Below are 13,434 nucleotides of genomic sequence, written 5' to 3'. Positions count from 1 at the left end.
ACGGACTATGCGACGAGTGATTGGTACTAGTTTGATCGGCGGGACGCTAGCGGTCGTATTGGCGGCCTGTACAGCCCCTGCCCCTGCCCCGACTGCCGTACCTACAACGGCGGTAGTCGAGGTACAGCCAACGGTTGTTAGCCAACCGACGACGGCCCCGATAACGAACATTGATCTCGGTAGCTCGCCAACGATCAGCCTGGGCGTGACTGCCAGTGGTGAAGTGGTAGCCCGTAGCAGTGCTGATCTCAGCTTCCGCGTCCCCGGTGTGGTCGCCGAGGTCTTTGTGGAGGCAGGGGACCGAGTAAAAGCCGGCGATCCGCTGGTGGCGCTCGATGCGCGTGAGCTGGAGTTGCAGGTTACACAGGCTGAAGCAAATTTGGCTCAAGCGCGGGCCAATTATGAGCGCCTGATCGAGGGCGCCACTCCAGAAGAGATTGCTGCGGTGCGAGCGCAGGTGGCACAGGCCGAAGCTGCTCTGCGTCAAGCGCGTGGGAGCGTTACCGATGCTGACATCGCCGCCGCCGAGGCCGCTCTACAACAGGCCATTGCCCGACGCAACGATCTCCTCGACGGACCAAGTGAGGCAGAATTGACCGCTGCCCGATCCGCAGTCGAGCAGGCTGAAGCCAATTTGAACATTCAGCGCACCAACCTCTCGGCGGCGAAGACCAACGCCGAGTTACAACTAACCTTAGCCGCCAACGCATTACGTGACGCGCAGCAAGCCTATTCCGATCTCTACTGGAAGAACCGCGAACGTGAGCAGCAATTGGCGAAGTTCGGGTTAGAACTGCCGAAAGAGGCGAAGGACGCCGAAGAGCAACTACTGCGCGCCGTCGAGTCGGCGGAAGCGCGTTACAAGCAGGCCCAATTGGCGTATGAACAAGCGCGCCAGAACGAAATTGACGGTATTGCCGCCGCTGAAGCGCAAGTACGCACGGCGCGAAGCAATTTGCAACGATTGCTCGATGGTCCCACTGCCGATCTGATCGCGGCTGCCGACGCTGCGGTTGCGCAAGCTCAAGCCACACTCGACCGTCTGCGCGGTGATCAGCGGGCCGGAGCATTGGCCGCTGCCCAAGCCGGAGTAGCAGCAGCCCGGGCCAATTTGGAACGGATCACTGCCCCGCCTACCCGTCAAAATCTGGCTACCGTCGAGGCAGCCCTGAAAGCCGCCGAAGCGGCGTTGGCTGCCGCTAAACTCAACCTCGAAAAATCTGTATTACGTGCACCCTTTGATGGGATCGTCGCGCGAGTAAACGTCGATCCGGGCGATTTAGCCGGGACAGGGGCTTTACCGGCGGTACAGATCGTTGATGATAGCGAATTGCACGTCGAGGCAGCGATCAGCGACACCGACGTTGCCCGTGTACGCGAAGGGCAGTCGGTCGAAGTGCGGGTTGATGCACTCCCCGGTACCGTCTTTACCGGTACGGTTGATTTTGTGGCGCCGGTGGCGAACACCGTCGGGAACGTCCGCACATTTACCGTCCGCGTCAAACTCGACAAGCAAGAGGGATTGCGCGCCGGGATGAGTGTGCGGATTACCATCCTCACCGATAAATGATGCCGCTTTACCTCTACCGCAGCCGTAGTTCGTAGTATCTCGGCTGCGGTATCGTTTTCTCATTTATGGTATAGTACCGGCTAACAACAACGTCGTTGGCCGATTGAGTGTAGACGCTTATGAGCACAACGCTCCGTGAACGCCGTCGCCAACTGTTACGCGACGAGATCCTCGCTGCAACCCAGCAACTCATCGCTGAACGCGGCTTTGCCGCTCTCGCGATGGACGACCTCGCCGCGCGCGTCGGTATTTCAAAACCAACTCTCTATAATCAATTCCCGACCCGTGAAGACCTGCTGGCAGCAATGATCGCCCGTCTTATCCGCGATCTCTTTGCCGCTGCAGCCGTTGGTGAACCGACTGACCGCTCGCCACTTGAACAACTCTGTGATCTATTGCGTGCCAGTATCATCTTCCAGATTCAACATCACGCTGCTGCGTTCCAACTTTGGTTGCCGGAAGTGGCCGAGTTACTAGAGAAGCATCCGAACTCGCGCAATGAACTCTTGCAAGCCCAAGCGCGAGTGTTCCGGCTCGCCGAAGCGGCGATTGCCAACGGCGAAGTGGCTGCTGATTTGCAACCGGTGGATGTAATCCGCACCTTCTCTGCGCTGCTCTGTTTTCCGTTTGTGGGCGGACGGAACCTGCCATTGGCCGCCGATCCGGAAGCCACGGCGGTGCTGGTTGTGCGCATTTTTCGGCAAGGCTTGCAGCCACCGCTCGAACGGTCGAATAGCTAGCTAATCGATGAGACACGATCACCTGCATCCTCAACGCTCAGTTTGGTACGACGAACCGGAACCTGCCTATCCGACCCTAACCGATGCCATAGCCGTTGATGTCTGTGTGATCGGCCTTGGTGGATCGGGGTTGAGTTGTATTCACACCTTACTTGAGCTTGGGATGCGCGTGGCCGGGATCGATGCAACAACGGTTGGTGGTGGGGCTGCCGGCCAAAACGGTGGCTTCCTACTGGCCGGACTTGCCGCGTTCTACCACAATGCCGTCGCTGTGCTTGGTCGTGAGCGCGCGGCAGCGATCTACCGACTCACCATCGCCGAAATCGAACGAATGGCGGTAATGATGCCGAATGCTGTGCGGCAGGTTGGTTCGTTACGCATCGCTGCTTCGGCAGAGGAAATCGTCGATTGCGCTGCACAGTTGCAGGCGATGCGGGCAGATGATCTACCGGTTGAACCGTACCGTGGCTCCGAAGGCGAAGGGCTTTTTCTGCCCACCGATGGTTCGTTTCAACCGCTCAAGCGCTGTCGCTTATTAGCCGAGCAAGCGCGACGTGGTGGCGCACTGCTCTTCACCCACACACCGGCGCTGACGATTGATGACACAGTAGTACGTTGCCCACAAGGTCAGATCCACGCACATCACGTAATCGTGGCCGTCGATGGCGGTCTCGAACAACTACTCCCTGAGCTACGTGGCGTAGTCCGTACCACACGTCTGCAAATGTTGGCAACAGCGCCCGATCCCGAACGATCCATCCCGTGGCCGGTCTATACGCGCTGGGGGTACGATTACTGGCAGCAATTGCCGGATGGACGCATCACGCTCGGTGGCTGTCGTGACCGATTTGCAGCGGATGAATGGGAAGCGCCGGCAGAACCTTCGGCACCGGTACAAGCGGCGCTCGAACAGATATTACGGGAACGGATTGGCAGTCGGGCGCCGATTGAACGGCGTTGGGCGGCCCGGGTCGCATTTCACGTTGGGCGCGTCTTGCCGATAGCCCGTCAGGTGCGCTCGCATGTATGGGCAATCGGCGCCTACAACGGCACCGGTAATGTCATCGGTGCGCTCTGCGGACGAGCAGTAGCATTCGCGGCGGTGCGTGACGATGATCGGTTGCTTAACTTGCTAGCCGGAGAGCGGGCGTAAATGAGGCGAGCTGTTACCCAATCGCTGCAAACCGCCACTATGAGCTATCACTCGTTGTGTTATCATAGCAGCGAAAAACTCAACGAGAGCCTGCTATGTATGCGATTGAAACGTTTGAACTCACCAAACGCTACGGCAAACGACTCGCTGTCGATCAGCTCAATCTCACCGTGAACAAAGGGGAAGTTTTTGGCTTCCTCGGCCCCAATGGCGCCGGCAAAACCACCACGATTGCGATGCTGTTGGGGTTGGTCAAGCCGACGCACGGTCGCGCAATGGTGCTCGGCTACGATGTGCAACGCGAACCGATGCTGGCACTGCGGCGAGTAGGTGCGATGATCGAAGCACCGGCGTTCTACCCCTACCTGAGCGGCACCGATAACCTGCGGGTATTGGCGCGCGCCGGTGGGATTGCGCTCGAACGTGTCCCGCAGGTGCTGAAGATGGTTGAGTTGAGTGATCGAGCGCGTGATAAGGTAGCGACCTACTCACAAGGTATGAAACAGCGACTGGCCATTGCCGCGGCCTTGCTCCCCGATCCCGAGTTGATCATGCTCGACGAACCAACCAACGGCCTCGATCCGGCGGGAACGGTTGAGATTCGTAACCTTATCCGCGAACTCGCCGCCGGTGGCCGCACGATCTTGCTGTGCAGCCACTTGTTGCACGAGGTCGAGCAACTGTGTCAGCGCGTAGCGATTATGAAAGAGGGAAAGCTGATCGCTATCGGTGAAGTCGCTACACTGTTACGACGTGGTCAGAGTGTGCGGGTACGAGTAGCAGGTGATCCGGGGCCGGCAGTGAGTATCTTAACCACGTTACCTTGGGTTGGTAGCGTTACCGTCCAAGGGGATGCCATTTTGATCGATACCGCCACCGAACGGACTGCTGAGATTAATACCTTGCTGATTAAAGCCGGCATTGTGGTAGCCGAGATTGGCGCCGGTACGAATTCGCTGGAAGAGTTTTTCTTGACGGTAACCAAAGCCGAGCCATAGAGAGAAAGTCGTTCAGGTATGAACACGGAAATCTCTCCTTTGAGAATATTTGGTCAGATGCTGGCCGCCGAATGGGTGAAGATTGTCCGGCGGCCGATGGCGCATCTCCTGCTTGGCATCTTTTTGTTCCTTGCCACCTTACGGGAGACCCTATGGTTTTTGGTAGTTGCCTTGCAAGAAGGGTTATTTAGTGGTGGTGAAATCACCTTTGGTCTGCTTAGTCCGGCGGCTATCGATCAGATAAAACTCCAATTGAGCTTACCCGGCGTGTTTGGGGCGATGTTCGGTGAAATCAACGGCACCGGCGGGATACTTGCTGTCATTTTAGCGGCCGGTCTCTTTGGTAGTGATTTCAATTGGGGTACCCTGCGCGTTTTGCTTACCCGTATGCCCAATCGAACGATCTATCTGTTGGCAAAAGTGACGGCCCTACAACTGGCCTTACTTGCCGCCATGGCGATAACACTATTCCTCGGTACGGGATTGGCGTTGATTTTCGGTGGGCTGCTCGGTTTGCCACAGCGCCTTAGCGTAATCGATCTGCTGTTGGTGCCGGTCGGGATGCTACGCGCGCTCCTCGTCCTCTTACCCTACACGTTGATCGCGTGCGTCGGCGCCATCGTGGGCCGTTCGGTCATCGCCGGCGTCAGTACCGGCTTGATTTTTCTCGTGTTCGATGTGAGCGCCGGCTCGCTTAACACGATTGGCGCCATCGATCCGTTTATCCGCTCGTTGGTCAATCTGCTTTTGCAGCCAAACATTAATCGCCTCATTATCGAGAACAGTCGTATGTTCGGTCTCGACCAGAGTGTGTTGACTTCAGCTCTCGACACTGCTCTGCTTCCACCGCAGTGGCAAGCGCTGATCGTGATCCTCGTCTACAGCTTGATCTTCGGCTACAGCGCCTATCGCACACTGAACCGCCAAGACATCGGCGGGGCAAGCTGATCACCCAATCCGCAAACTCACCTCCCGCAAGCTCTCGGGTTTACCGACGACGGTAATCTCGTCGCCGCAGCGCAAGCGCGTATAGCCGTGCGGGACAATCGCCTGACCATCCCGACTAATCTCGAGCAAGAGGACGTCGGCGGGTAAGCGTAAATCGCGTACCAGTCGCCCGTCGACATCACGATTGGTGACGGTCATCTGCACCACATCATAAACCGGGTCGGTATGCAACAACAGCGACAGTGATTGCGGTGCGCGCACGGCTTGCTCGAGCAGATTCACCATCGCAGTGGCCTGATCGACGATGATCGCACCTAACTCATGAAACTCTTCACGCAGGTCTTGCCGGTTCAACCGCACAATCAGTCGCGGCACTCCAAATTTCTCGAGTGCAATTTGGCAGGCACGCAGATTGTCTTCATCATTTGACAACAATGCCACTACAGCATCGGTCGAGTGGTCAATCAGGCCACGCAACGTTTCCAGACTGACTTCCGGGATATGACGCTCATCAACATCTTCGGCAGCCAACCGGCGCACGTGATCGAGGTCGGTATCGGCGACACGCACGCGCCAACCGCGCGAACTCAGTTGGCGGGCCAGCGCAATCGATTGCTGTTCAATCCCAAGGATCAGCACATCACGCACATCTTCACGAATACCCGGTTCGGGCAAGTTTGCCTCGCCTAGCCGCTGCAAAGCAAACCGTAACGTCAACGGACCGGCAATCTCGTTGAGCACAATCACCGCAATAATCAACGTGGCGAAGGCTTCACCTAATCCCGGCAATAGGAGCGACGACTCGCGGGCCAGACCAAGCGCGATCCCGGCTTGGGTGATGAGGCCCAGCCAGAGCAAGCGACGAAAACGAATCGGTTCACCGGCAAGCCACAAACCGAGATTACTCCCCAGCCAAAGGGCCAGTGCCCGCACCACAAACAACACAGCCGCGAAGATCGGCGCAGTCAGCAAAATATCGAGCTTTAGACCAAGACCGGTAATGGTGAAAAACGCCACATAGACGACCGGGCCAATGTCGTGCAACAATTCAGCAAACTCATCACGGTAAGGCGAGAAATTGGTGATCAGAAAACCACCGATTAACGCAACCAGTAACGGTTCGATCACCAGCTTGATCGGCCAGTTTGCTGCGGAAAAGGCTTTCAACCACGCTGCACCGGCAAAGATGGCATAACCAAGGGCGACGATCAGCGCCAGTTTCAGCCAGCGCGACCAACCTTGACCTAACACCTGTTGTAATAACCAACTGGTACCAGCCCCCAGCACCCCTGACAGCACCAAATCGAGGAGCAAGAGAGCCAGAAACACCAAATTCACGCCACGCTGCTCAACCAACGCTACCGCAAACGACGAACTAATGGCAAAGATGACGATAATCGCAACATCCATCGCAATCGTTATTCCCAAGATCAAGCGCGTTGCCGGACCGCGGGCACGTAGCTCTCTAATCACGGCGATGGTCGAGGGTGGCGACAGGGCTAGTAGGATCGTCCCACCTAACAGTGCAACGGCAATTTTGTCACCGATAGCCAAACCCTGGGTAAACGGAATCAGATCAAGCAGCCAAAAGAGCGACCCTCCGATCAAGCTCAGAGCAACCACGATGATCAACCCAAGCGACCACAAGATCGACCGCAAGCGATTGACCAAATCCTTGTAAAACAACTCGCTACCGGCCACAAACGCGATCACCGCTAATGCGATTTGGTCGATAAACCGTAGCGAATCGCCGATATTCGAGGGTAACAGTTGCAAACCGAATGAACCGACCAACACACCGGTAAAGAGATAACCGGCGATATAAGGTAAGCGAAGACGGGAAAACCATTCACCGATCTGGTGCGAAGCCAAACAGATAACGGCAAAACCGGCGAGATAGATTAACGCTTGCAATAACTTCTCCTCCTGAAAGCGACGAAAGTCAACGAGGCCATTAACCTCCTTCACCTACTGCCACTGTACGATCAACTCGGCAAGACTACGACGCGGTCGCCGCTTCGGTTCTTGGGCCAGATACCCAATCGGGATCAAGGCTTGTGGATGCAAGTCGTCAGTTAGGTGCAGTGCGGTACGAACGGCATCGGGAGCAAACAACGGCGCGCACATCCAACCGGCGGCTAAACCAAGGGCAAAAGCTGCCAAGAGCATATTCTGCACGGCACAACCCAGACTCTGGATTGCCATCGTCGTTTCGGCAGCTTGCCGTTCGGGATCGGGATAGGTATCGAGATCGTTCAGATACAGGCAGGGAATGATAATGACCGGTGCATTCAGTACTCGTTCCCGTGAGCGTCGCAGACGTGCTTCGACGGTAGCCGGATCGTGACCATCGAGGGTCAGATGGTACCGCCATGCAGCACCCATTGCATCGACCAATACCCGCTTACGCTCAGCAGTCTCAACCACGACAAATCGCCACGGCTGACGACCGTGCGGCGACGGCGCCCAGCTCGCCGCGGTCAAAATCTGTTCAATCGCCGCTCGGGACGGCGGATCGGGTCGGAATACGCGCACCGTGCGCCGGGTCTGAACAAGCGTGAAGAAATCCATAGATGTACCGTGTGGATACAAATAAGCGAGGGTTGACAACAGCGGGAAGGGTCTGACAAGCTGTTGGCGAGACTCCTTCCCGACTTACTATCACTCAAGACGTACTAACGGAACAGATCGAAGCGTGGATCACGGATCAAGCGTCGAGCAGTAGCCGTCTCGCTGGGACGATAGGCAAAACCGCGAACCAGCGCTGCCGGCACCCGATCAATCTTCCCCATCACCAATTCAGCGGCAGCGGCCAACTCATCGGCAACGGCGATCAGGGTGGCCTGCATCGTATAGCCGTAGGGATCGGCAATACCGGCAAAATCGTGTAATGGCTCCATACCGGCCACACCAATCGCTACATTGACCTGTCCCTCGCGCCATGGCCGACCAAAGGTGTCGGTGATAATCACCGCCGGCGCATGATCGTAGCGGGCTGCCAAGGCGGTACGTAGCGAGGCAGCACTTGCATCGGGATCAAGCGGCAACAATGCCAACCGTCGTCCGCCATCAATGTTCGACTCATCAACGCCGCTGTTGGCGCATACAAAGCCGTGGTGGGTTTCGGTAATGAGGACGCCGTTCGCCATCTTAACGATCCGCTTACTCTCACGCAAGACCACCTCTTGATAGTGAGCATCTTTCTTGGCAGATCGGGCAATCTGCTGTGCAAACGGTGATGGCTCAATCGTTGCCGGATCGACCAAACGACCTTCGGCCTTTGAGACGATCTTTTGGGTGACAACCACAATGTCGCCCGATTCCAGACCGCCAACGGCATCGATAGCGGCGGCGAGAATAGCCGCCAGATCATCACCCGGCCGCACCTCGCCGATTCCACGAAGGGGTAGAATCCGGACTTCACCCTGCATAATGCCTCACGACCAATAGCGGCCGGCAATCGGCGCTAACCGTTCTTTGATGGCGGGCGGAATGTAATCGGGATGGGTGACGATAGCATGACGCAACGCATCGTGGGCCGGACTGGTAAAGGTTTCATCGATCTGGGCCACGGCCAACCGCACGATCTGCTGAGAAAGGGCTACATTCGCACTCAGCACCTTGATCACCTGATCGGCGGTAACTGCATCGTGTTCCGGGTGCCAGACATCGTAATCGGTGACCATCGCCAAGGTCGCATAGGCAATCTCGGCCTCGCGCGCCAACTTCGCTTCGGGCAGCGCCGTCATACCGATCAGGCTGTGGCCGCGCCGCCGATTCTCTTCACTCTCGGCCTTGGTCGAAAACTGAGGCCCCTCCATCACCACCAACGTCCCGCCTTGATGCACCACCGCGCCGGCGGTTTGCGCCGCGTGCAAGAGAATATTGCTCAGATTGGGGCAGAAGGGACGGTCAAACGCTACATGGGCTACGACCCCACCTTCAAAGAAGGTGGCGGGACGGATGCCTTTAGTCCGATCGAAAATCTGGTCGGGAATAACGGCGTGACCGGGAGCGTAGTCCTCGCGCAGCGAACCGACAGCGCTCACCGAGATCAAAGCGCGCACTCCCAACAGCTTGAAGGCATAGATATTGGCCCGCGCCGGCACTTCGCTCGGATTGAGGCGATGACCACGACCATGACGAGGCAGGAACGCTACCCGGCGACCTTCCAACTCACCAATGACAAACGCATCACTCGGATCGCCGAATGGCGTCGTGAGGCGCACTTCTTCGGGATTCTTGAGATCAGGCATCGCGTACAGTCCACTGCCACCGATCACACCGATCATTGCGCTACTCATAGCCTGTGCTCCTTTGTTCAGAAGACTACGCCGCTATGAAGTATACCGTAGGTGGCGGAGAATAGGCAAAGGGGGTCAGGGATGCACACCAAGCAGGTGGGAATAGCCACAAAGATATGCAAAAGGCACAAAAATCGTCTGTTTTTGTATCGTTTCTACCGCTCGCAATGACAATAGAAGCGGCGGCGCTTCCCCCAAAATCTTTGCGCCCTTTGCGCCTTCGCTCCTTTGCGTGAAAAATCTCTGCGCCCTCTGCGGGGTCGGACAGCCGTCCGGCTCTACGGCGCCTTTGCGCCCTTTGCGCCTTCGCTCCCCTTTGCGCTGCTGGTATAATACTCGGTACCATCAGTGGCCATGTATCATCATACCGCTATGGCGGGTGAGGAGACAGTGTTGTTGCAGGCTAAAGTCACGCCACCGCGACCACACCGCTACCGACTGGTCCGTCCGGCGGTGACGGCGCGACTCCGCGAGGCGTTTGATTACCGGGTAACCCTGGTACAGGCCGGGGCCGGCTATGGCAAAACGACAGCACTGGCCGAGTTAGCGACGAGCATGGCGCCGGTGTGTTGGTATACCATCGGCGAAGATGATCGTGATCCGGTCACATTTCTTACCTACTTGACGGCAGCATGTGCGCCGGTGCTGCCGCAAGGTGTTCCCGACGTACTGGCGATGCTACAGGCCCGGCCCGCCGACCGCACGGTATGGACGCGCATGCTCGACGAGTTGCTGAATGCGCTGGCAGGTGTTACACCCAAACCCACCCTTCTTATTCTCGATGACTACCATTTTGTCACTGTTTCGGCGGAGATTCGAGCCTTAACCGAACGGTTAATTACCTACGCACCGCCGTGGTTCAGTTTGTTGATCGCCACCCGCTACCCGATTGTCAGTGGCGAATTGGTACGCTGGCGTGCGCGCGGTGAGGTGCTCGAATTACACCGCGAAGCTTTGTCCTTTACCCGCGACGAAATAGCTGCGCTCTTCACCGAGGTTTTTGGCATCGTGCTGAGCGACACCGACATCGATCTACTCAGTCACCAGACCGAAGGATGGCCCATCGCACTGCAACTGGTCTGGCAGGGACTACGTAGTAGGCAGGTGCGGAGCGTGGCCGAGGTATTAGCAGACAGCCCAACGTCTTTGGCGGCACTGTTTGACTTTTTAGCGTCGGACGTACTGGCTCGACAGCCACCAGAGATTGCGGCCTTCTTACGGGACACAGCCCCGTTGCGGGTCTTAACAGCGGCAGCGTGTGACGCAGTACGACAGGCCCATGATAGTGCCGAGCTACTCGCCCAGGTGCGTGATCGCGATCTCTTTATCGTCGAGCTAGGCGACGAACACTACCGCTATCATCACCTCTTCCACGACTTTTTGCGTCAGCAGATTCGGCATGACCCCGATATCGCAGAGCGACACCGCCGAGCAGCGCGACATTATACCGCCATCGGTGCTGCCGAAGAAGCGATCCATCATTGGTTTGCCGCCGGTGAAGGCAGCATCGCTGCCGATGCAATTGAAAGCGCCGGCGAAGAGGTGTTGCGCAATGGTCGGCTCGACACGTTAGCCGATTGGATTGACACCCTCCCGGCCGAGATCATCGCCGCGCGGCCACGGTTGCAATGCTACCTCGGTGATCTGTATCGGTTACGTGCTCGCTTTGATGAAGCACGGCGCTGGTACCTCCAAGCCGAAGCGACGAGTCGGCAGCGCGGTGATCGGGCTGAATTGGCCCGCGCTTTATACGGATTGGCGCAGGTTTATATCGATCAAGTGCAGCCATCCCAAGCCGAGAGTGTGTTGCAAGAGGCGCTACGGGTGAGCGAAGGGCTCGAAGATCATCTGGCCCGCGCCTGCGTACTGGAGTTGCTGGCCGAAAACAAGCTGAATATGGGACAGCCGGCTGAAGCGGAAGCCTTGCAGCAACAGGCTCAACAGTTGCGTGCGGCAAGCCCTGCCGCCGATTTACTGAGCGCACGGGTTAAGCTGCGTACCGGCCAGCTTGCCGCAGCACGTGCCTTACTACAGGCGTGGCGCGATCATGAACGAATTGTGACGGCACGCGGTGTAACTCCAGCCCCACGAGGGCATCGTGAAGCAGTGTTGGTACTAGCATTGATCGCCGCATTTGAGGGCGATCCTGAACAAGCACTGGCTTTTGCTACCGAAGGGGTACAGGTCGGGTTTGAACGTAACTCACGGTTCATCACCTCGGTCGCATATGCGCGAATTGGTCATACGTGGTTGTTAAAGAGTGCAACCGAGGGCAGCGCAGCACGCGCGCGTGCGCTCGATTATTACCGGCAAGCATTAGCCGAAGGTATGGCATTGGGCGTAGAACGCTTACGGGTAGAACCACTCTGGGGGATGACCCGTCTCTACGGCCTGGCCGGTGATCTGGCCGCTGCCGAGAGCGCTGCCGCCGATGGACAAGCCTTTTGTCGCTGGGCCGGCGATCTCTGGTTAGGTGCAATGATCCAGATTCAACGTGGGGTGAGTCATTTGCTGGCCGGTGAGGTGGAGCGGGCGCCGGAGCTGTTGGTAACGGCACGTGCCGATTTACGCGCTTGTAGTGACCGATTTGGTCAGGCAGTAGCAGCGCTCTGGCTGGCGTTAGGGTATCACGAGTTACGACAAGAGGCAGCAGCAATCGCTGCCATCGTCGAGGCTCTAGAGTTAAGTGCAACGCACGGCTACGACTATCTGTTTACACGACCTACGTTTCTTGGCTTGATCGATCCACGCCGGGTATTGCCAATCTTGTTGGCGGCACGTTCGCGTGGTCATCATCGCGAATACATCGACCGGTTATTATCGATCCTTGGCCTGCGCGGCCTCGATGTGCATCCCGGCTATCAGTTACGGGTCCAGACACTCGGTGGCTTTCGCGTGTGGCGTGGCGATCACGAGATCGAGGCTCGCGAATGGCAGCGCGACAAAGCTCGCCAACTCTTTCAGGCACTAATCGTCCATCGCGATCGGTGGCTGCAACGTGAAGAACTCATCGAAATGCTGTGGCCACACCTTGGGCCAGAAGCGGGAATCCGCGATTTTAAAGTGGCGCTCAGCACCCTCTACCGCGTCTTAGAGCCAAGCCGCACCGATGTTCTCTCGGCGTTCATTGTGCGTGATGGCAGGGCGTATCGCCTGCGTCCGAACGCCGACATCTGGCTCGACTGTGCCGAGTTTAGTATCGGTTGCGCGAGAGGTCTCCACCTCTTCGATCACGGGCGGATTACTGAAGGCATCCAACAACTGCAAACCGCTTTACAGCTTTATCAGGGAGATTTCTTACCCGAGGCACTCTACGAAAGTTGGGCCATTGCCGAACGCGAACGATTGCGCAATACCTTCTTGCGTAGCGCAGATCGCCTGGCCCAGTTTCTAGCCGAGCAAGGTCGCGACGACGAGCTGATTGGGCTATCTGAACGTATCCTCGTCTCCGATCCGTGCTGGGAACGGGCCTACCGCTTTCTGATGCTGGCCTACGCCCGGTGCGGGAACCGCGCCACTGCCCTGCGGATGTTTCAACGTTGCAGTGAAACGCTCGCCCGCGAGCTAGACGTCGAACCGGCGCCGGAGACCATTGCCTTTGCCGAGCGACTCCGTCACGGTGATCCCATCTTACCCCCTGTTACCGATTTGTAACTGTACCGCAACCTCTCGTTGCTACCCTAAGCAGCAAATCCCCGGTTGTACGCTGCGCGTGTGCGCA

10 protein-coding genes are annotated in these 13,434 nt (G+C 57.5%); 6 read left to right on the top strand and 4 right to left on the bottom strand.

The annotated features are described in order from the left end of the window. Positions 1–7: 7 nt before the first annotated feature. The 5 genes from AC01ZF_RS09460 to AC01ZF_RS09440 all read left to right on the top strand — a co-directional run bounded on the left by AC01ZF_RS09460 (position 8) and on the right by AC01ZF_RS09440 (position 5,409). Entirely contained in the window at positions 8–1,570 is a 1,563-nt protein-coding gene (locus tag AC01ZF_RS09460) for an HlyD family secretion protein (protein ID WP_424675994.1), read from the top strand. A gap of 119 nt (positions 1,571–1,689) precedes the next feature. Continuing rightward, positions 1,690–2,310 (top strand): TetR/AcrR family transcriptional regulator, encoded by a 621-nt coding sequence (locus tag AC01ZF_RS09455; RefSeq protein ID WP_424675995.1) that lies wholly within the window; start codon positions 1,690–1,692, stop codon positions 2,308–2,310. 7 nt (positions 2,311–2,317) lie between these two features. Next, positions 2,318–3,463 (top strand): NAD(P)/FAD-dependent oxidoreductase, encoded by a 1,146-nt coding sequence (locus tag AC01ZF_RS09450; RefSeq protein WP_476575315.1) that lies wholly within the window; start codon positions 2,318–2,320, stop codon positions 3,461–3,463. A 95-nt stretch (positions 3,464–3,558) separates the two neighbouring features. Further along, a complete protein-coding gene (locus AC01ZF_RS09445; RefSeq protein WP_424675997.1) occupies positions 3,559–4,461 on the top strand; it encodes an ABC transporter ATP-binding protein in 903 nt (300 codons plus the stop codon). Between the two features lie 18 nt (positions 4,462–4,479). Continuing rightward, entirely contained in the window at positions 4,480–5,409 is a 930-nt protein-coding gene (locus AC01ZF_RS09440) for a hypothetical protein (protein WP_424675998.1), read from the top strand. Here the strand turns inward: AC01ZF_RS09440 and AC01ZF_RS09435 are convergent, their stop codons facing one another. The 4 genes from AC01ZF_RS09435 to mtnP form a co-directional block, all read right to left on the bottom strand. Then, on the bottom strand, positions 5,410–7,377 hold the full coding sequence (locus AC01ZF_RS09435) for a monovalent cation:proton antiporter family protein (RefSeq protein ID WP_424675999.1): 1,968 nt from the start codon (positions 7,375–7,377) through the stop codon (positions 5,410–5,412). It abuts the gene before it with no gap. Further along, positions 7,378–7,980, bottom strand: coding sequence for a nitroreductase family protein (locus tag AC01ZF_RS09430; protein ID WP_424676000.1), 603 nt, complete (start codon positions 7,978–7,980; stop codon positions 7,378–7,380). It lies immediately after the preceding gene. A 104-nt stretch (positions 7,981–8,084) separates the two neighbouring features. Then, on the bottom strand, positions 8,085–8,840 hold the full coding sequence (cofE, locus tag AC01ZF_RS09425) for a coenzyme F420-0:L-glutamate ligase (protein ID WP_424676001.1): 756 nt from the start codon (positions 8,838–8,840) through the stop codon (positions 8,085–8,087). Positions 8,841–8,846: 6 nt separating this feature from the next. Continuing rightward, a complete protein-coding gene (gene mtnP, locus AC01ZF_RS09420) occupies positions 8,847–9,713 on the bottom strand; it encodes an S-methyl-5'-thioadenosine phosphorylase (RefSeq protein ID WP_424676978.1) in 867 nt (288 codons plus the stop codon). 354 nt (positions 9,714–10,067) lie between these two features. On the opposite strand from mtnP, the gene AC01ZF_RS09415 reads away from it, so the two are divergent. Continuing rightward, positions 10,068–13,367 (top strand): BTAD domain-containing putative transcriptional regulator, encoded by a 3,300-nt coding sequence (locus tag AC01ZF_RS09415; protein WP_476575314.1) that lies wholly within the window; start codon positions 10,068–10,070, stop codon positions 13,365–13,367. Positions 13,368–13,434: the final 67 nt, after the last annotated feature.

The sequence above is a fragment of the Chloroflexus sp. genome (assembly GCF_056331925.1).
The sequence above is the reverse complement of the archived record's forward strand: the minus strand, read 5'-3'. Positions and strand labels throughout refer to the sequence as shown.